Source organism: Amycolatopsis sp. NPDC004368, assembly GCF_053602515.1.
The window spans coordinates 39,529-58,132 of the sequence record NZ_JBSGDT010000047.1; the positions used below are offsets into that span (position 1 = coordinate 39,529).

General features: G+C 70.6%; 17 protein-coding genes. 14 read left to right on the plus strand and 3 right to left on the minus strand.

Going from position 1 to position 18,604, the window contains the following annotated elements; genetic code table 11:
• Nucleotides 1-80: 80 nt before the first annotated feature.
• From eccCa to ACWEOE_RS38110, 5 genes are all read left to right on the plus strand, one after another.
• A complete protein-coding gene (eccCa, locus tag ACWEOE_RS38090; RefSeq protein ID WP_452017999.1) occupies nucleotides 81-4,094 on the plus strand; it encodes a type VII secretion protein EccCa in 4,014 nt (1,337 codons plus the stop codon).
• Nucleotides 4,095-4,122: 28 nt separating this feature from the next.
• Nucleotides 4,123-6,165: a type VII secretion-associated protein gene (locus ACWEOE_RS38095; protein ID WP_452018001.1), complete on the plus strand. Its 2,043-nt coding sequence runs from the start codon at nucleotides 4,123-4,125 to the stop codon at nucleotides 6,163-6,165.
• 10 nt (nucleotides 6,166-6,175) lie between these two features.
• Nucleotides 6,176-6,541, plus strand: coding sequence for a hypothetical protein (locus tag ACWEOE_RS38100; RefSeq protein ID WP_452018003.1), 366 nt, complete (start codon nucleotides 6,176-6,178; stop codon nucleotides 6,539-6,541).
• 244 nt (nucleotides 6,542-6,785) lie between these two features.
• Complete coding sequence (locus tag ACWEOE_RS38105) at nucleotides 6,786-7,109, plus strand: WXG100 family type VII secretion target (protein WP_364045254.1); 324 nt, start codon at nucleotides 6,786-6,788, stop codon at nucleotides 7,107-7,109.
• A 58-nt stretch (nucleotides 7,110-7,167) separates the two neighbouring features.
• Nucleotides 7,168-7,452, plus strand: a complete 285-nt coding sequence (locus ACWEOE_RS38110) for a WXG100 family type VII secretion target (RefSeq protein WP_452018005.1) — start codon at nucleotides 7,168-7,170, stop codon at nucleotides 7,450-7,452.
• Nucleotides 7,453-7,569: 117 nt separating this feature from the next.
• Here ACWEOE_RS38110 and ACWEOE_RS38115 read toward each other — a convergent pair whose 3' ends face one another.
• Both ACWEOE_RS38115 and ACWEOE_RS38120 read right to left on the minus strand, forming a co-directional pair.
• A complete protein-coding gene (locus tag ACWEOE_RS38115; RefSeq protein WP_452018007.1) occupies nucleotides 7,570-8,415 on the minus strand; it encodes a DUF4333 domain-containing protein in 846 nt (281 codons plus the stop codon).
• Between the two features lie 22 nt (nucleotides 8,416-8,437).
• On the minus strand, nucleotides 8,438-9,328 hold the full coding sequence (locus ACWEOE_RS38120) for a hypothetical protein (RefSeq protein WP_452018009.1): 891 nt from the start codon (nucleotides 9,326-9,328) through the stop codon (nucleotides 8,438-8,440).
• A gap of 270 nt (nucleotides 9,329-9,598) precedes the next feature.
• Between ACWEOE_RS38120 and rplM the strand changes: the two genes are divergently transcribed.
• The 9 genes from rplM to ACWEOE_RS38165 all read left to right on the plus strand — a co-directional run bounded on the left by rplM (nucleotide 9,599) and on the right by ACWEOE_RS38165 (nucleotide 17,447).
• The gene (gene rplM / locus ACWEOE_RS38125; protein ID WP_220246114.1) at nucleotides 9,599-10,051 is read left to right on the plus strand and encodes a 50S ribosomal protein L13; all 453 of its coding nucleotides are present in this window, start codon (nucleotides 9,599-9,601) and stop codon (nucleotides 10,049-10,051) included.
• Between the two features lie 14 nt (nucleotides 10,052-10,065).
• Nucleotides 10,066-10,557 carry a 30S ribosomal protein S9 gene (gene rpsI, locus ACWEOE_RS38130; RefSeq protein WP_360597513.1) on the plus strand — a complete coding sequence of 164 codons (492 nt, stop codon included), beginning with the start codon at nucleotides 10,066-10,068 and terminating at the stop codon, nucleotides 10,555-10,557.
• A 418-nt stretch (nucleotides 10,558-10,975) separates the two neighbouring features.
• Nucleotides 10,976-12,313: a phosphoglucosamine mutase gene (gene glmM, locus ACWEOE_RS38135; protein WP_452018012.1), complete on the plus strand. Its 1,338-nt coding sequence runs from the start codon at nucleotides 10,976-10,978 to the stop codon at nucleotides 12,311-12,313.
• Nucleotides 12,314-12,398: 85 nt separating this feature from the next.
• The gene (locus tag ACWEOE_RS38140) at nucleotides 12,399-12,848 is read left to right on the plus strand and encodes a hypothetical protein (RefSeq protein ID WP_452018014.1); all 450 of its coding nucleotides are present in this window, start codon (nucleotides 12,399-12,401) and stop codon (nucleotides 12,846-12,848) included.
• Nucleotides 12,849-12,879: 31 nt separating this feature from the next.
• Nucleotides 12,880-13,197: a hypothetical protein gene (locus ACWEOE_RS38145; protein ID WP_452018016.1), complete on the plus strand. Its 318-nt coding sequence runs from the start codon at nucleotides 12,880-12,882 to the stop codon at nucleotides 13,195-13,197.
• 2 nt (nucleotides 13,198-13,199) lie between these two features.
• Entirely contained in the window at nucleotides 13,200-15,443 is a 2,244-nt protein-coding gene (locus ACWEOE_RS38150) for a hypothetical protein (protein WP_452018018.1), read from the plus strand.
• Nucleotides 15,444-15,559: 116 nt separating this feature from the next.
• Entirely contained in the window at nucleotides 15,560-15,859 is a 300-nt protein-coding gene (locus ACWEOE_RS38155; RefSeq protein WP_452018020.1) for a hypothetical protein, read from the plus strand.
• Complete coding sequence (locus tag ACWEOE_RS38160; protein ID WP_452018022.1) at nucleotides 15,856-17,079, plus strand: hypothetical protein; 1,224 nt, start codon at nucleotides 15,856-15,858, stop codon at nucleotides 17,077-17,079. The genes ACWEOE_RS38155 and ACWEOE_RS38160 overlap by 4 nt, the downstream gene beginning before the upstream one ends.
• On the plus strand, nucleotides 17,076-17,447 hold the full coding sequence (locus ACWEOE_RS38165; RefSeq protein ID WP_452018024.1) for a hypothetical protein: 372 nt from the start codon (nucleotides 17,076-17,078) through the stop codon (nucleotides 17,445-17,447). Before ACWEOE_RS38160 ends, ACWEOE_RS38165 begins: the two co-directional genes overlap by 4 nt.
• A 3-nt stretch (nucleotides 17,448-17,450) precedes the next feature.
• Here ACWEOE_RS38165 and ACWEOE_RS38170 read toward each other — a convergent pair whose 3' ends face one another.
• On the minus strand, nucleotides 17,451-18,281 hold the full coding sequence (locus ACWEOE_RS38170; RefSeq protein ID WP_452018026.1) for a dienelactone hydrolase family protein: 831 nt from the start codon (nucleotides 18,279-18,281) through the stop codon (nucleotides 17,451-17,453).
• Nucleotides 18,282-18,604: the final 323 nt, after the last annotated feature.

The window sequence follows — 18,604 nt, forward strand, 5'->3', positions numbered from 1 at the left end:
CGACGTTCGATAGGTTGTCACGCGCGCCCGAGTGCGGGAACCGGCCGGCAATCGTCGAGTTGGAATAGAGGGGTCCTTCGATGAGCACGCTTCAGTTCAAGAAGTCGCCACGGCTGGCGGCGCCGCGCCCGCCGGGCGGCGAGGTGCACCTCGAGCCCCCACCCGAAGTACCCCGCACGATCCCGGGCAACATCGTCGCGAAGGCGATTCCGGGCGTCATGATCTTCGCCTCGCTCGGGATGATGGTCTTCATGTTCACGGCGGGTGGGAAGAACCCGACCACAATCATGATGAGCGGCATGATGCTGATGGGCACCGTCGGCATGCTCGCCGGCGGTGGCGGCCGGGGCGGTGGCCAGAAGAAGGCCGAGATGGACGAGGACCGCAAGGACTACCTGCGCTACCTCGGCCAGATGCGCGACCGCGCCCGCGAGGCGATGGTCGACCAGCGCGCCGCGCTCGAATGGGTGCACCCCGACCCGCAGTCGCTGTGGTCGCTGGCGGCCAGCCGCCGCATGTGGGAGCGCCGCCAGAACGATCAGGACTTCCTGCACCTGCGCGTCGGCCGCAGCTCCCACCGCCTCGCCACCCGGCTCGTGCCGCCGCAGACCGGTCCCGTCGACGAACTGGAGCCGATCGCCACCCTCGCGCTGCGCCGGTTCGTGCGCGCGCACTCGATCGTGCCCGACCTGCCCACCCAGATCACCCTGCGCGGGTTCGCCGCGGTGAGCGTGCAGGGCGAGCGGTCGCTCACGCGCGGCCTCACCCGCGCGATGCTCGCCCAGCTGGTCGCCTTCCACAGCCCCGACGACGTGATGATCGCGATCGCCACCGCGGGCCGGGCGAAGCAGGAGTGGGAGTGGGCGAAGTGGCTCCCGCACGTCCAGCACCCCACGATGTCCGACGGCATCGGCCAGCTGCGCATGATGGCCGGTTCGCTGGCGCAGATCGAGCAGTGGCTCGACGAGGAGCTGCGTGACCGGCAGCGGTTCTCCCGCAACGCCACGCCCGCGCCCGACCAGCCGCACGTCGTGATCGTGATCGACGACGCCGAGGTCACCCGCGAAGAGCAGATCATCCTCGAAGAGGGCCTGGTCGGCGTCACGCTGATCGACCTGTCCGACACGCTCGGGAACCTCTCCGCCCGCCGCGGTCTGCGGCTCGTGGCCGAGCCCGACCGCCTCGGCGCGCGCAGCGCCGGCGGCGTCGAGTGGTTCGGCCGGCCGGACACGCTGTCCGTGGTCGAGGTCGAGGCACTCGCCCGCCTGCTGTCGCCGTACCGCGTCGGCGGCGGTGGCGGCACCGAGGCCAGCGACGACGAGCCGTTGCTGTCCAACCCCACGCTGCTGGAGCTGCTCGGCATCCCGGGCGACCCGATGACCTTCGACGTGCAGGGGGCCTGGCGCCCGCGCCCGGTGCGCGACCGCTACCGCGTGCCGTTCGGTGTCGGGGAGTACGGACAGGCCGTCGAGCTGGACATCAAGGAAGCGGCGATGGAGGGCATGGGCCCCCACGGCCTGTGCATCGGGGCGACCGGTTCCGGTAAGTCGGAGTTCCTGCGCACGCTGGTGCTGGGCCTGCTCGCCACGCACTCCAGCACGTCGCTCAACATGATCCTCGTCGACTTCAAGGGTGGTGCGACGTTCCTCGGCCTGGACAAGGCCCCGCACGTCGCCGCCACGATCACCAACCTCGCGGGCGACCTCACGCTGGTCGACCGCATGAAGGACGCCATCGCCGGCGAGGTGTCGCGGCGCCAGGAAGTGCTGGCGAAGGGCAACTACAAGAACGTCTGGGACTACGAGAAGGCCCGTGAGAACGGCGCCGACCTCGACCCGCTGCCCGCGCTGTTCATCTGCATCGACGAGTTCTCCGAGATGCTCACGGCGAAGCCGGACTTCATCGACATCTTCCTCCAGATCGGCCGCGTCGGCCGGTCGCTGCAGATGCACATGCTGCTCGCGTCGCAGCGGCTGGAGGAGGGCAAGCTGCGGGGTCTGGACACCTACCTGTCCTACCGGATCGGTCTGAAGACGTTCTCCGCGGCGGAGTCGCGGGCCGCGATCGGTGTGCCCGACGCGTTCGAGCTGCCGTCGATCCCGGGTTCGGGGTACCTCAAGTACGACACGTCCACGATGGTCCGGTTCAAGGCGTCGTACGTGTCGGGTCCGTACCGGCCCGCGGGCATCAAGGCCGCCGGCCCGGTGTCCACGGTCGTGCGCGCCGACAAGCGGCCGCAGATGTTCGTGCCCGACTACGTCGAGCTGCCGCCCGAGCCGGAACCCGAGCCCGAGCCCGTGGAAGAGGAGGTGGCCAAGCCGAAGGAGTCGGAAGAGGCCACCGAACCGAGCGAGCTCGAGGTGATGGTCGACCGGTTCATCGGCCAGGGCCCGCCCGCGCACGAGGTGTGGCTGCCGCCGTTGGACGAGTCCAACTCGCTCGACACGATGCTGCCGAACCTCAACCCCACCGACGACCGCGGCCTGTCCCCGGTCGGGTTCTTCGGCAACGGCCGTCTGCAGGTGCCGCTGGGCATCGTCGACCGGCCGTTCGAGCAGCGGCGCGACCTGCTGTGGGCCGACTTCTCCGGTGCGGCCGGCCACGCGGTGATCGCCGGTGGTCCGCAGGCCGGCAAGTCGACGATGCTCCGCACGCTGATCATGTCGATGGCGCTCACGCACACGCCCGAGGAGGTGCAGTTCTACGCCCTCGACCTCGGTGGCGGCACGCTCGCGGGTCTGGCCGACCTGCCGCACGTCGGCGGGGTGGCCGTGGCCCGGCGCGAGCCCGACAAGGCCCGCCGGATCGTGGCCGAGCTCACCACGCTCATGACCGAGCGCGAAGGCCGGTTCGGGGCGCTGGGCATCGACTCGATGACCGAGTTCCGCAACCGCAAGCGCCGCGGCGAGATCTCGCCCGACCAGGACCCGTTCGGCGACGCGTTCCTGCTCGTGGACAACTGGCGCGCGATCCGCGACGACTTCGACGAGCTCGAAGCTTCGATCACGCGGCTGGCCCAGCAGGGTCTGTCGTACGGCATCCACGTGGTCATCACGGCCAACCGGTGGGCCGACCTGCGCCCGGCGATCAAGGACATGCTGGGCACGCGGTTCGAGCTGCGCCTCGGTGACCCGACCGAGTCGGACATCGACCGCCGCGTGGCGGTCAACGTGCCGGCGGGGCGGCCCGGGCGCGGCCTGACCCGCGACAAGCTGCACATGCTCACCGGTCTGCCGCGCGTCGACGGGTCGAGCGATGCCGAGTCGGTGGCTGCCGGTGTGGCCGACGCCGTCGCGAAGATCCGTGGCGCCTGGCGCGGCCGCACGGCACCGCAGGTCCGCCTGCTGCCGGAGCTGATCACCTACGACGAGGTCCTGAAGATCGACTCGAAGCGCAACACGAAGCTGGTGCCCTTCGGCGTCAACGAGGACGACCTCGCACCGGTGTACCTCGACTTCGACGCCGAGCCGCACTTCTTCGCCTTCGCTGACGGCGAGTCGGGCAAGACGAACCTGCTGCGCCAGATCGGCCGCGGGATCGCCGAGCGCTACTCGCCGCAGGAGGGTGTGATCCTGCTCGTCGACTACCGGCGCACGATGCTCGGCTTCCTCGAAGGCGACTCGCTGCTCGGGTACGCGGTGTCGGCGAACCAGCTCGAGAGCATGGTCAAGGACGTGCACGGGTCGATGACCCGGCGCCTGCCGGGACCGGACGTCACGCAGGACCAGCTGCGGAACCGGTCGTGGTGGACCGGGCCCGAGCTGTTCATCCTGGTCGACGACTACGACCTGGTGGCCACGCAGACGTCCAACCCGCTCAAGCCGCTGTCCGACTTCCTCGCCCAGGCGAAGGACGTCGGCCTGCACTTGATCATCGTGCGCCGCACCGGTGGTGCCTCCAGGGCGTCCTACGACCCGATCATCGGCAAGCTCAAGGAAATCGCGGCGCCGGGCATGGTCATGAACGGCTCGAAGGACGAGGGTGTGCTGATCGGCAACATCCGGCCCGCCGCGATGCCGCCGGGCCGGGGCGTGATGCTCAGCCGCAAGAACGGCCGGCAGCTCGTGCAGGTGTCGTGGATCCAGCCGGACTGATCCGCGCGGGCGACGGCAGGGGTGTCGGGTGACGGTGCGGGTGGCGGTGGACTTCGGGACCACCAGCACCTGTGTCGTCACTTCCGTCAACGGCCGCGAGCCGCAGGTCGTGGTGATCGACGGCCAGCCGTTGATGTCGTCGGCGGTTTTCGCGGCCGCCGACGGCACCTTGTTCGTGGGCCAGGAGGCCGAGCGGCAGGCGGCCGTCGACCCGTCGCGCTACGAGCCCAACCCGAAGCGGCGCATCGACGAGGGTGAGCTGCTGCTCGGCGACTCCGTGCTCCGGGTGACGGACGTCGTCCACGCCGTGCTGGGCCGCGCGGTGGCCGAGGCCCGCCGCATCGCGGGCGACGCCGAGGTCGACCTGCTCGTGCTCACCCACCCCGCCGACTGGGGCGCCATTCGCACCCGGCTGCTGCGGCAGGCGGCGGGCCGGCTGGCGCGTGAGGTCGCGCTGGTGCCCGAGCCGGTGGCCGCGGCCGTGTACCACGCGGCGACCTTCGCTCCCGTCGCTTCGCCGGACGGGCGCACTGTGGAGTTCAGCGGCCGTCCCGGCGACGCGCTCGCGGTGCTCGACCTCGGTGGCGGCACGGTCGACGTGAGCGTGGTGCAGCGGCTGCCCGACGCCGGGCGTGGCGCCGCCGGCCAGCCTCGGCGCGGCGGCTTCCAGGTCCTCGCCACGCGCGGCGACCCGAGCTTCGGCGGCGCGGACATCGACCAGGCGCTGCTGGAGCACATCGGTTCGCTGGTGTCCGACGCCGATCCCGGCGCGTGGCAGCAGCTGGTCACGGGCCGCGAGCTCGCCGACCGGCGGCGCCGGCGCGTGCTGCGCCAGGACGTGCGCGGGGCGAAGGAGACGCTGTCGCGCCACACCTACACCGACGTGCCGATGCCGCCGCCGTTCGCCGACGCGCACGTGACCCGCGAAGACCTCGAGAAGCTGATCGCGGCGCCACTCGGGCGCACGGTCGAGCTGACCAGCGCGGCGATCGCCGACGCGGGGCTGCGGCCGAAGCAGCTCACCGCCATCTTCCTCGTTGGCGGCTCGAGCCGGATCCCGATGATCTCGCGCCTGGTCCACGAACGCACCGGTGTGGTGCCCACGAGCCTCGACCAGCCGGAGACGGTGGTGGCGCGCGGTGCGCTGCGCGCGGTGCTCGTGGACCCCGACCGCACGGGCGCGCTGCCCGGTGCGTCGCCGGCGCGCAATGGCGGTGCGCCGGTGGAACAGCGCACCGACGTCGTGCGGCCCGGCGAGGTGCCGCGCCCGGTCGACGGGGACGCCCGTACCGAGCTGGTGGGGCGATCCGCCGCCCCGCCGCGGGTGCAGCCGAGGCCCCAGCCGGTTCCCCAGCAGATGTCTCCGCCTTCGATGTCCTCGCCTTCACTGTCCCAGCCGCCGTCCGGTCCGATGCCGGCCGCGCGCCCGACGCCGAGCCGAGGGTTCGCGGGCCCGGGCGGGCCCGGTGGTCCGGTCCGGCCGCCCGGCCGGCCGTGGCCGCCTGAGGGCAGTCCCACCGGCAAGAGCAAGCGCCGGCTGTGGTGGATCGTCGCGCTCGTGGCTGTGGTCGTGGTCGTCGCCGGGGTGGTGCTGTACGTGGTCAACCGGGGCGACGACAACGCGGCGACGCTTCAGGGCAAAACCTTTGCCCAGTACGACTTCAGTCTCGTCGCGCCCCAGGACTGGGTCCAGACCTCCGACCAGGTCGCCGAACGGCAGGTGATTCTGCACCCGCAGGATGCGACCGAGGCCAACGATCTGGTGGTCGCAGAGGAATTCGTGATGGACTACGACGCGACCGCCGACCGCGCGCAGCTCGTGGAAAGTTTGCGATCGCAGGCGGCGAGAGACGCGGACTACAGCGCCTTCGACCCCGACCTGACGTACGGTGGCCGCACCGTGATCGGGTACCACCAGCGCAAGAGCGACCGGCTCACCGTGAACTGGTACGTGGTGGTGCAGGGAAAGATCCGGGTGCACGTGGGCTGCCAGTACGAAGCGCCCGCGCTGCGGCAACGCGTCGACACGGCCTGCGAGCAGATCGTGCGGACGCTGAAGATCACCAGCTGAAGGAGTACCCGTGCCGTCGGAACCCGAGTCCGCCGCGGCGGCTTTCACCCGTGCGGGCCAGGACGCGGTCACGCACGCGCGCCGCGTCGCCGGCACCGCGCTCGCCCGCACCGAGCGCCACCGCGAGGCCAACCGGGAACTGATGAAGGCCTACGCCCGCCACCGGCTCGCGGGCGGCGGCGCCGTCGAGCCGACGCCGAGGGTGCTGCGCGGTGCCGCTGCCCGGTTCCGCGCGGCGTGCGGACTGCCGATGCCGCACCTGCCGACGGAGGCCGAATTGGTCCGGTCCGAGTCCGAGGTTCCACCGGCGGACCCACGAACGAGTGATGACGAAGAGGACTTTTCGCAGTTGCGAATCATGAGCCGGGAACCGTGAAAGTGGTTCATTCCGGCTGTGCGTGTGCTAATTGCCCAGTAGGGCCAGGGTTTTGCGACCTTTCCCGTCGGCGTCGTGCTCGGTTCGGCGGCGCCGGTTCCCTCGGGTGGCGTTCACGCAAGCAACTACTTGGGAAATCTCGCACCAAGGGTGAACCGAACCTGGCACTGTCTTCGTCGTAGGGGTGTACGGCGGAAACAGGACGCCGGTACGCACGGACAATCAGATGAAGGGGGTAGTTCCCATGGCGGCTGGCGGCTTTGAAGGAACTCCGGAAGAGTTCACCAACGCTGAGAACCAGGTCACCGACGTTCGCGTCGCGATGGACCAGCGGCTCTCCACGCTGCAGGGCGAGATCGAAGCCACTCGCGCGGGCTGGGACGGCGAAGCGGCTCAGGCGTTCAACAACGTCATGCAGCGCTTCGACGAGTCGGGCAAGAAGCTGAACCAGGCGCTCCAGCGCATTGCGGACCTGCTGCAGGAAGCCGGCTCCAAGTACCAGCGCACTGAAGCCGAGCAGAACGAAATCGTGAGCAGCTTCAACAAGGGCTTCGGCGTCCTCGGCTGACCCGAGCGGCAATGTTCAGTTGATCCATTCCACACCCCGACTTTGACAGGAGTACGACATGGCACGCATCCTCGTTGACCCGGCCACGATCCACCGGGCGGCTGACGACTGCAACTCGACCACCAAGGACCTGAAGTCCTCGTTCGACCGGCTCAAGGAAGACCTGAGCAAGCTCACGAACACCTGGACCGGTGCGGCCAAGGACAACTACATGAAGGCCCAGGCCGACTGGGACAACAGCTTCAACGACCTCACCCAGCTGCTGGCGCAGATCGCCATCGCGCTGCCGGAGATCGCCGACGGTTACACGAAGACCGACAAGGACGTCGAGAACCTCTTCTGATTCTCGGGTTCTGACGAAACCACGGCGGGCTCCGCACTTCGGTGCGGGCCCGCCGTTTTCGTTGTCCGGCAACGGGTTCCCGGTGGGTGTCCACTCCGGACCCGCGCGCCGGCGGGGCTAGTGGGGCGCGCCGACCTCGTACTCGGGCTTGTCGTTGAGCACCCGCACGGTGACCTTCCGCGGCTGTCCGCCGAGCTGCAGCGTGCAGTCGAACGTGGTGCCGTTCTGTGTGGACTCTCCCGAGGGGCAGGAGACGTTCTTCACGTCGGGCTCACCGTAGTTCTCGGCGAGCACCTTCGAAACGCCGTCCTGCAACGACTTCTGCTCCAGCGTGTCACCGCGGAACGCCCCGAGCAGCCACGCCGCACCGCCCCCGAGCACCGCCACGACCACCACCGCGCCGCCGATCAGCCACGGCTTGCGCGAGCGCGGCGCTTTCTGCACGGCCTCGGCGGAGAAGGCACCGAGCCCGCCGTAGGTCGTCGGCTGGAACCCGCCGCCGAACCCCTGCTGCTGCGGCGGCACGCCCGGCACCTGCTGCCCGGCGTACGGCTGCTGGTGCGGACCACTCGCCGGGGTGGCGTAGGGCTGTTGCTGGGGCCCGCTCGCGGGGTTGGCGTACGGCTGGTGCTGCGGGCCGCTCGTGGGGTAGGGCTGCGCCGCCGGGCCCGGGTACGGCTGGAGCTGCGCTCCGCTCGGGTACTGCTGCGGGTTCGCGTACTGCTGCCCGCCGGTGTTCGGGTGCTGCGTGTTCGGGTGCTGCGCGTTGGGGTGCTGAGTGTCCGGTTGCTGGGCCGGTGTGCCCTGTGACCACGGGTTCTGCTGTGGCTGCTGCCACGCGCCCTGCTGCCACTGACCGGGGTTGTGCGGGTCCTGACCCGCGGGCGCGGCGGGCGGCTGCCACCACTGCTGAGCCTGCTGTGGCGGCTGCGGCTGCTCGGGCGGCTGCGGGGGCTGTGTCATCGGAGGTCACCTCGGGTGCTCATCAGTTGCCCTGCAGTTCGCCGAGCCGGCGGTAGAAGTCCTGCTTGGCGGCGTCGTCCGGAAGTGCGGTGATCTGGCTCGCGTCCGGCAGCTTCGGCAGGTCCTGCGCGGTCGCCTTGCCGGTGAAGCGGAAGTCGTACTTCAGCTCGATGTTGTGCCCGTCGCCGGAGAACTTGGCCGCCATCACGAACTCGGCGAGCGAACCGTCCGGCTCCAGCTTGATCGTGGTGGGGATCACGGACTTGTTCAGCTGCGGTCCCACCTCCTTGAGCAGCGAGTCGGGCAGCAGCTCCACGCGCTTGTCGAGGAACTGGGAGAACGGCACGTTCACGGTGAGCTCGGCCGACCCGTCCGCCGCGCTCTTCGCGCCGCGCACGGCTTTCTTGTCGGCGTTGTACGAGTCGTCCACGGCGTTGGCCATCTTGCAGGCCGTGAGCACCCCGCCCCACGCGCACGGCTGGATGAGGCCGGCCTCGGGCTTCGGCATCGACACCCAGGCCGTCGGCGCGAGCGACTTGTAGGTCGGGCCGAGGTACACGTACTCGAGCGGGCCGTCGGCGGGGGTGAACGTGTCGATGATCTCGTCGGGGTTCTTCTGCGACCGGTTGTGCACCACGCGGCTCTCGGGGCTGCCGGTGCGCGCCGAGGTGATCACGCTGTGGATCCACTTGTCGTCGAACTTGAAGTAGGCGTCGGCGGAGTTGGTCACGTCACGCGCGTCGAGGATCGAGTCCTCGAGCTTCGACATGGCCTTCTCGAACTTGGCGCCGACGTAGGCCGACGCCTGGTCGCCGTTGGGCAGTGCGGTGCCGGCGCGGGCCTGCCCGCACGCGGTCGCGAGCACCAGCACGGCGCCCAGGGCGAGCGCCGCCCGGCGTGCCCGTTTCGTCATCGCTTTCCCCCGGGGGTGTTCGGCTGTCCGCGCGGATCGTCTCATCTTGGCCTGTCGCGCGCGCCCTCGTGGGTGGTTCGGCGAGGACGGCCGGTAGAATCCCCGGTGCGGTCCGAGGTGCCCGGTTTCGGGGATCTCGACCGGCGGGCACCCCCCGCTGTACGGCTCACGTGAGCAGGGGCGTATCTTCATATGTCGTTGTGCGTTGCGGCGCGTCAGCGCTAGGCCCGCACAGAACCCACACGCAATTGTTGACGACGAGGTAGACCCTTGCCCACGTACAGCCCCAAGCCCGGCGACGTCACTCGTGCCTGGCACGTGATCGACGCCGAGGATGTCGTGCTCGGCCGGCTCGCGACCGAGGTCGCCACGCTGCTGCGCGGCAAGCACAAGCCGACTTACGCCCCGCACGTGGACACCGGCGACTTCGTCGTCATCGTCAACGCCGAGAAGGTCGCGCTCACCGGTAACAAGCGCGACCAGAAGTTCGCGTACCGCCACAGTGGTTACCCCGGCGGTCTGCGCAAGCGCTCCTTCGGCGAGCTGCTCGACACCAAGCCCGAGCACCTCGTCGAGAAGGTCGTGAAGGGCATGCTGCCGAAGAACAAGCTGGGCCGCGCCATGGCCAAGAAGCTGAAGGTGTACGCCGGCCCGCAGCACCCGCACGCCGCGCAGCAGCCGCAGGCGCGCGAGATCACCAAGATCGCGCAGGTCGCGCAGTGAGTGAGGAACAGTCTGTGACCAGCACCGAGACCGAGGTCGTCGCCTCGACCGAGACCCCTGAGGGCGAGGCCGTCGCCACCAGCGAGACGCCCGCCGCCCCGCGTCCGTCGCGTGCCGCGGGTGGCAACGCCCAGACCGTCGGCCGTCGCAAGGAGGCCGTGGTCCGCGTCCGCGTCGTCCCCGGTACCGGTGAGTTCAAGCTCAACGGCCGCAGCCTCGCGGAGTACTTCCCGAACAAGGTCCACCAGCAGCTCATTCGTGAGCCCCTGGTCACGGTCGACAAGCCGGACTCGTTCGACATCTTCGCCAACCTCCACGGCGGCGGCATCTCGGGCCAGGCCGGTGCGCTGCGCCTCGCCATCGCCCGCGCCCTCGTCGAGGTCGACGCGGACGACCGCCCGGCCCTGAAGAAGGCCGGCTTCCTGACCCGTGACGCGCGCGCCACGGAGCGCAAGAAGTACGGCCTCAAGAAGGCCCGCAAGGCTCCGCAGTACAGCAAGCGGTAGGGTCGGCCGTTCGGGGGAGAGTCTTGCTCGCGCCTGGCGGCGCTTCGCCGGACTCTCTGCCCCGATCACATGGGGGGTCGAACCCCCAAACCCCACCAGGGGGCAAGCCCCTGGACCCCCAGGTGGGTTGCGCGCAGCAGGTGTGTTGCGCAAGGGGTCGAAGTGCTTTGCCTTGTGAAAGGCAACCTCGGGAGCGCCCATCCGTCCATCGGATGGGCGCTCTCGTGCTTTCCGAAGCCGTGACAGCTTCGACGAGCGCTGTCTGTTGTGTTCTCTGGGACCTCATGTGTCCCATCTGCCCCACAGTGATGCATTTCGCGCGTGGTCCGCGACATTCCTGGGGTGGGGGCAGGGGCCCGGCCGGGTTGTAGCCGCCGCTAGGTTGTCGTGGTCGATTTGGACCTTGGAGGTCGTGGAGATGGCTCGACTGTTCGGCACCGATGGCGTACGTGGCCTGGCCAACGCCGAGTTGACCCCGGAGCTGGCGCTCTCGCTCGCGGCCAGCGCGGCGCGGGTGCTCGCCGCGCACGACCGTTCGCACCGCCCGGTGGCCGTGGTCGGCCGTGACCCGCGGGCGAGCGGCGAGATGCTGGAGGCTGCCGTGGTGGCGGGCCTCGCGTCCGCCGGGGCCGACGTGCTGCGCCTGGGCGTGCTGCCGACGCCGGCCGTCGCGTACCTCGTGGGTGCGCTGGACGCCGACCTGGGCGTGATGATCTCCGCCTCGCACAACCCGATGCCCGACAACGGCATCAAGCTCTTCGCCGCGGGCGGGCACAAGCTCCCCGACAGCATCGAGGACGAGATCGAGGCCGGCCTCGCGGGCACCGACGTCGTCCGGCCCACGGGCTCGGGGGTCGGCCGCGTCTCCGACGTCTCCGACGCGCTGGACACCTACGTCGAGCACCTCGTCTCGGCCACGCCGCACCGCCTCGACGGCCTGAAGGTGGTCGTCGACTGCGCGAACGGCGCGTCGTCCGTCGCCGCCCCCGAGGCCTACCGCCGCGCCGGCGCCGAGGTCGTGGCGCTGCACGCCGAGCCCGACGGCATCAACATCAACGAGCACTGCGGTTCGAACCACCCCGACCTGCTTCGCGCCGCCGTCGTCGAGCACGGCGCCGACCTGGGCATCGCCCACGACGGCGACGCCGACCGCTGCGTCGCCGTCGACGCCTCGGGCGAGCTCGTGGACGGCGACCAGATCATGGCCGTGCTGGCGCTGGCGCTGGCCGAGGACGGCGAGCTGGTGAAGGACACGCTCGTCGCCACCGTGATGAGCAACCTGGGCCTGCACCTCGCGATGAAGGCCCACGGCATCACGGTCGTCACCACGTCCGTCGGCGACCGCTACGTGCTCGAAGAGCTGCGCGCCTCCGGCCTCGCCCTCGGCGGCGAACAGTCGGGCCACGTCGTCCTCCCCGCCCACGCCACCACCGGTGACGGCCTGCTGACCGCCCTGCGCCTCATGTCCCGCATGGCCACCACCGGCAAGAAGCTCGCCGAGCTCGCCGGCGTGATGAACCGCCTGCCCCAGGTCCTCGTCAACGTCCCCGTCGCGGACAAAGCGGCCGTCGCCGACTCCTCCGAAGTCCGCGACGCCGTCGGCGAGGTCGAAGCCGAACTCGGCGAAGAGGGCCGCGTCCTGCTGCGCCCGTCGGGCACCGAACAGCTCGTCCGCGTGATGGTCGAGGCCCCGGCCCACTCCACGGCCCAGGCCGCGGCGGATCGGCTGGCCGGAGTGGTGTCCGCGGTCTCCTGAACGTCCCGTTTTCGGTGAACGGCCTGCGCCGTCGGTGAACTCGGAGGTACATTCCGCATGCAGTGCGGACCGACGGGGGAGTGGGATGGACGGGCAGGAGGGGCTGAGTCCTCAGTTCGCCAGGAGCATGGCGGCGATGGAAGAGGTCAGGGCTCAGTACCGGGCCGATCACGAGCGCGCGCTGACCGACGACGAATCGCGTCAGGCGGAGTTCGCCAAGCTAGTGGAGGAGAACCGCGCCCGCAGCGAGCAGCTGCGCGCGGAGCGTGAGGCCGCCGGAACCGAGAGCGACCCCGCCGCGTCGAAGGAAGCGGAACTCGCCGCCATTCGGGCGGTGGAGGCCGCCGAAGACGGCGCGATCTTCCAGTTCGAGGACGAGACCGCGGTGGACGCACCACCGCAGCCGGTGGTGCCGGCCTTCCGGCCGCCGGTGGCCCCGGCAGCCCCGGAGGCTCCGGCCCGCCCGGCCGCGCGCCACCGCGCGGCGGAGGCCGACGACGACTTCTCGGCCACGAACTGGGTCGACGACCACTGAGGCAGCTGTTCCGCACGAGGGGAGAAGTGCGTTGGCCGGATTCAAGATCGAACCGGATCAGGTGAAGAACGTCGCGAACGAGGTGTCGACGATGGCGACCTCGTTCGACGAGATGAAGACCTACACCGCGGCGTCCCAGCTGGCGCCCGCGCACTTCGGCAAGATCCCCGGCCTCTCGGCGGCCGCCGGCGCGTACGTCGCAAAGGCCCAGGCCCTCGGCGACTCCGCGACGAAGGGCGGCGCGTTCCTCAAGGACTACGCGACGCGCCTCAGCCAGTCGGCGACCCTGCACTCGGAGAACGAGCAGGAGAGCACCTGGGGCATCACTGACGCCGGCAAGGAGGCCTGACCATGGCGCCGCCCCCTGGCTCCGGCCGCCTCGGCGACAGCATCATCGCCCCGCTGCAGGATCCGGCCGACGTCCACCTCGACGACACGTCCGACAACATCCTCAAATCCCTCGCGGGCTTCCACGACAAGATGACCGGCAAATTCGTCGGCTTGTACAACAAATGGCGCGGTGACCCGTCACGCAACCTCGCTGCGCAATGGGCGCCGCCGTACGGCGCGGGCGACGAAGAGAACCGTCTTCTCGGCGAGCTGGGCGGCTTCGGGTTCGGCTATCTCTGGGGCGCGCAGGGGCGGGCCGCGAACCTCGGAAAGGCGGCGAAGGCGGCGCAGGACGCGAGTGGCCAGGTCAAGCAGGACCTCACGAGCGCATGGCAGGGCGACGCCGCCGACTCGGCTGCGGAAAAGATGGACGACTTCAACAAAGCAGCCGGTGAGTACGGCGGTTACGAGAACGGCTTCAGCCAGCTCCTGCAGCAGCTGTGGCACAGCGTCCGGCCGCCGATCGTCGACATCACCAAGGTGCCGACCACAGGAAGTGCGAAGCTTCTCCTGGACAGCCACAACCCGGACGACTGCGACGGGATGAGCATGTTCATCGACCGCCTGCACGACGCGGTCAACTGGGGGCGGAAGAAGAACCACGCCGAGGTCGCTCGCAGCCAGGAAGACGGCACCGGGCCGATCAACCCGCAGGACATCCGGCACATGTCGGTGGACCTCGACACGGGCTACGACTCCAAGTGGTCCGACATGCAGTGCAACCAGATGGACGAGTTCTGCCAGCAGTACTCGGACGCCATGAACCAGTTCCGGCAGGCGATCCGCAACGCGCACACCGCCGCAACCAATGCGTTGCGGGCGTTCTCGGATGGTCTGAACGTGCCGACCGACCCGTTCGCCTCGCTGCACCTCGGCGCGTCCCCGGACACCGGCGGCGGTACGAAGACAAGCAGCACGGGTGGGCACAGCAGCGGCTCCGGCAGCCCGTCGTCGGGCACCGGCACCGGCGGCGGTGGCGGGATGACCACTCCGTCGGCTGCGACGCCACCGCCGACGCCCGCCGTCACCCCGCCGGCGGCGACGGACCCGAACCTCAACCCGGTCACGCACCAGCCGCTCGAGGTGGACCCGACCACCGGGCAGCCGTACCCGATCGACCCGAAGACCGGCGAGGCGATCAAGTCCGACGAGACCGAGCCGGAGTCGGTGACCGTCGAGCAGGGTGACCACAAGATCTCCATGTCCGAGCCCGACGACCACGGCAAAATGGGCATCACCGTCGACGACGGCACCGGGCAGGAGAAGCAGTACCAGCTCGACTTCGGTGACAAGCCCGCCACCGCAGCGGACGGCGCGACCGCGGCTCCCACGCCCGGCACCCAGACGCCCGGCACGCCGTCGGACTTCGGTCCCCAGGGCCACGACCCGGCCGCCACCGGCGGCACCACGCCGTCCGGCCAGGTCTACCAGCCCGGCCCCGACGGCAAGATCCACATCGACGACGGAAACCTCAAGATCACCGCCGAACGCCCCGATGGTCCCGACGGACCCACCGTGGTGACCGTCGACGACGGTTCCGGCCAGCCGACCAAATACACCCTCGGCGACGACGGCGACCTGCACCCGGCCACTTCGGACGCGCAGCCCCTGGCCGCGCAGCACCAGGCCGACCTGCCGGGCCAGGCCACTCCGGTCAGCCACGCCGCCGACCAGGCGACTCCCGTCAGTCACTCGGCGGACCACGCGACGTCGGCGGCCTCGGACCAGGCAGCCGCCCACTCCGGCGACGCCCCGGCAGACCAGTCCGACGGCGCGGCATCGACCGGTCGGCACGCGATGCCCGACCTCGACGTGCCGGTCGACGCCCCGGCCGCGTCCAGCGACCAGCCGGGCGTGGACGACTCGACGACCGCCCAGTCGCTCTTCGATCCGACCGACAGCCACAGTGGCCTCGGCTCCGACGCCGACGACGGGCTCGGCCAGGCCACCGCGCCGACCGACTGGCAAGGCGGCGGTGGAGCCACCGGTCAGACCTCCGGAGACCTCGGCACCGCCCCGACCATGCCGGACCACCAGGGCCAGCCCATGGCGATGATGGGTGGCGGCGGCATGATGGGCGGAGGCGGCCTCGGCAGCACCGGCGGTGATCAGGAACGCGGGTCGAACCCGTACCGGTCGGGTCTGTTCGAGTCGTCGTCGAGCGGCAGTCGCATCAGCGGCTCGCTCCTCGACGACGAAGACTGATCTTTGTCGCTCCGGGGGTTCTGACAGCCGCCGTTGCTCGGTAGATTTCCGGTGCACGGAAGTGGCACCGGGCGCCGTCGGTGGCGGGGCCGGGTCGGCGGAGTGAGGGGGTGGTCATGCCCGAGGGCAGCCACCAGGCGGACACCGAGGCGATGCGTGCCGCGCGGGGAGCGATCGAGGCCGCGGCGGCGCGGGTGCCGGCGGTGGCGGCGCAGGTCACCGAGGCGGATTTCGGGCGGGGGCACGGCGGGGCGTTTGCCGCGTACCGCAACGGTTTCACCGCGCTCAGTGACGCGATCCAGGCCTACGCCAGGTCGCTCACGTCGTTCGCCGCGAACCTCGACGCGGCCGCAACGCGCTATTCCTCCATAGAGGACGACCACGTCGACACCGCCCGAAACGCGAGCACCTCATGACCGGGGCCCTGCGCGCTCCCGAGCTCGGCGGCGTCGGCGCGCGCACCGCCGACGAGGTCCTCGCCGCGGCCGCGCCGGCACTCGACTTCTTCGCCCAGTGGGCCGAAATCTGGAACGCCGTCGCGCCGGTGAAGATAGACCCCGACCAGGACGTCCGGCAGAAGTTCCAGGACAGCGCCGGCCTCGACTTCCAGACCTTCCTCGCCGACGCCACCACACTGGCCCACGCCCACGCCACCCTGGCCGCCACCCACGCCGACGCGGCCACCGCCGTCACCACGCTCTTTCGCACCTGGCAGAGCCCCGCCGCGGCCGCCGCCGAGAGTGCGTTCGCGCACCCCGACGAACTTCTCGACCACCTCGACGCCGCCGCGCAGCTCATCCCCGAGACGATGACCCACGTCTTCACCGCGCTGCAGACCAAAGTGGACGAAGCTTTGCAGCTGTGCGTTCCCTCGGTCGCCGGTGCCTCTTTGCCGGTGGCGCACCGGATCGTGGCCTTGTCCGAGGGCCGCGCCGTCTCCCAGGACGACCTGCTCGACCTTGCCCGATGGCTGGACCAGACCAGTCCGGGCAACGACCTGCACGACCGCGTCCGGGACTGCGACCCCACCGCCAACGACTACGCCACCCGCGCCGCCCGGCAGTGGCTGACCGGGCCGTTCGTCGCGGAGTTCCACAGCCGCTACACGGCTTTCCAGGGTTCGTGCGCCACGGCAACGTCCACCATCGACGCCCATTTCCGGGCGCTGACGGGGTTCCTGTCCGTTCCGATCGAAGCGTCCACAGTGGAACCGCCCGCGCCCGTCGAGCTCGACTGGGTGTCCGGTTCGACCTCGGGCCACCTGGAACTCCCGGACACACCGCCCGAGACCACCGTGGCGTCGGGGAACCTGGATCTCCCGGACGACAGCACCACTGCTTCGGCATCACTGTCCGAACTGGGCGCCCACATCGTCGACCCGCCGCAGGACCGGTCCGCGCCCTCGGACCTCGGCACCGCCCCCGGCGGAGACCTGACCTTCGACCCCCTCGGCCCCGATCCGACGTCGCTGCCCGACGGCATGGACGGCTTCGCCCCGCTGCTCTTCCCCGGCCTCCCGGGCCTTGGCACGGCTCCGGGCGACCCGCGACGAACCCGGCCCACGCCGGACGTCTTCGACACCCAGGGTTTCGTCGGCCGCATCAGCGGCTCGCTCGACGACGGACCCGGGCGTTGACCGTCGGTCCCGACCGGCTCGCCGCCGCTCGCGCCGCCCAGGACGCGGCCGCCCGCGAGCACCAGGAACAACGCGCGCTTCGCGACCGCCGCGTCACCTCGGCCACGTCGGACGCCAGCGAGTCCCTCCACCGCATGGCCGCCACCCACGGCCGTTACCTCACGCGCGTGCAGGACCTGCAACGCCGCCACCGCGAATCCGGCGGCTGGCTCACCGAACGCACCATGACCGACCGCCGGCAGACCATCGACCTCACGCCGCCCGCCGACGCGCCCGACGAGCCCACGCCGCCGCCCCCAGGCCGACCCGTGCGTTCCGACCGCTTCGACGACCAGGACTTCTCGAACAACACCTGGCTCGTCGACTGAGCGTCAGGCCGCGGGTTCCTCGGTCAGCTCGATCTGGGCGCGCTTCACGTCGGCGTCCAGCAGCGGCAGGTACCGCTCCGTGCCCGTGAGGTGCGTGAGGAAAAACGCCGTGAACAGCGCCCGCGTGAGCTGCTGCGTGCGCCGGTGGGGCTTGCCGTGCAGGAGCAGCTGGCTCCAGTGGCGCCCTTCGGTGACGCCGAGGTGCGAGGACTTGCCGATCGTGCGCAGCTGCACGGGCCCCGCCCACGCCGTCGCGATGGCCTCGGCGTGCGCGACGGACGGCGCGACGAGGTCCTCCTCGGCCGCGAGGTGCAGGCCGGGCGCCGTGATGAGCTGGGCCGCCGCGGAAGCCGAGGGCAAGGTCTGGGCCGCGGCGACCGTCGCGACGGCCCTGATCCGCGGCCGCACCGAATCATCCGCCGCGGCGGCCTGGGCCGCGGCGAGGACGGCGGACCCGCCACCCGTGGAGTGCCCCGCGAGGCCGAGCTTGTCCGGGTCGACGCTGATGCCGTCGGGCCCGAGGCGCACCGTCGTGACGACGTCGAGCGTCGTCAGCAGATCACTCGCCATCAACCGGTACGACGGCAGCGGCCCACCCTGCGTCGCAGGCGCCGCGGCAACCACACCCCAGCTCGCGAGGTGGTGCAACAGATGCCGATACCGCGCCGCGGGCTGCAACCACCCGTGCCCGAACGCCACGGCGGGCAACCCCAGCCCTTGCCGGGGCGTGAACACGACCCCCGGCAGCCCCACCAGGGCGAGATTGCCGCGCAGGACCTCGTGGGGCCCCGGGTGTGACAGCTCCGCGAGCAGTTGCTTGGGCTTGCTGGCCATGCGCGTGACCTTACTGCCCGCGGGTGGGCGCGGCCCGCCCGCCGCTCCGGGGCAGGTCACCCGCGCTTGTTGGGGGTGGTGAGCATGGCTTTGTGGTTGTGGGGGCGGGGTGATGTCTGGTCGGGGCGTTTTCTGGCCGGGTGTTGTCGGGTTGGGGCGTTGTCGGGTTGGGGCGTTGTCGGTTCGGGCGTTGTCTGGCTGGGGAATTTGTCTGGCTGGGAGTTGCCCTGTCCCGCCCCGGGTTTGATGGAGACATCGAACACCCGGAGGATTCACAGTCATGGCGGCACCACGGAAGTACCCGGATGAGTTGCGGGAGCGGG

Bases quoted from the DNA above. Each gene is read 5' to 3' on its own strand.
- eccCa (WP_452017999.1), top strand. From the start codon at position 81: ATGAGCACGCTTCAGTTCAAGAAGTCGCCACGGCTGGCGGCGCCGCGC.
- ACWEOE_RS38105 (WP_364045254.1), top strand. From the start codon at position 6,786: ATGGCGGCTGGCGGCTTTGAAGGAACTCCGGAAGAGTTCACCAACGCT.
- ACWEOE_RS38110 (WP_452018005.1), top strand. From the start codon at position 7,168: ATGGCACGCATCCTCGTTGACCCGGCCACGATCCACCGGGCGGCTGAC.
- ACWEOE_RS38115 (WP_452018007.1), bottom strand. From the start codon at position 8,415: ATGACACAGCCCCCGCAGCCGCCCGAGCAGCCGCAGCCGCCACAGCAG.
- ACWEOE_RS38120 (WP_452018009.1), bottom strand. From the start codon at position 9,328: ATGACGAAACGGGCACGCCGGGCGGCGCTCGCCCTGGGCGCCGTGCTG.
- glmM (WP_452018012.1), top strand. From the start codon at position 10,976: ATGGCTCGACTGTTCGGCACCGATGGCGTACGTGGCCTGGCCAACGCC.
- ACWEOE_RS38140 (WP_452018014.1), top strand. From the start codon at position 12,399: ATGGACGGGCAGGAGGGGCTGAGTCCTCAGTTCGCCAGGAGCATGGCG.
- ACWEOE_RS38150 (WP_452018018.1), top strand. From the start codon at position 13,200: ATGGCGCCGCCCCCTGGCTCCGGCCGCCTCGGCGACAGCATCATCGCC.
- ACWEOE_RS38155 (WP_452018020.1), top strand. From the start codon at position 15,560: ATGCCCGAGGGCAGCCACCAGGCGGACACCGAGGCGATGCGTGCCGCG.
- ACWEOE_RS38160 (WP_452018022.1), top strand. From the start codon at position 15,856: ATGACCGGGGCCCTGCGCGCTCCCGAGCTCGGCGGCGTCGGCGCGCGC.
- ACWEOE_RS38170 (WP_452018026.1), bottom strand. From the start codon at position 18,281: ATGGCCAGCAAGCCCAAGCAACTGCTCGCGGAGCTGTCACACCCGGGG.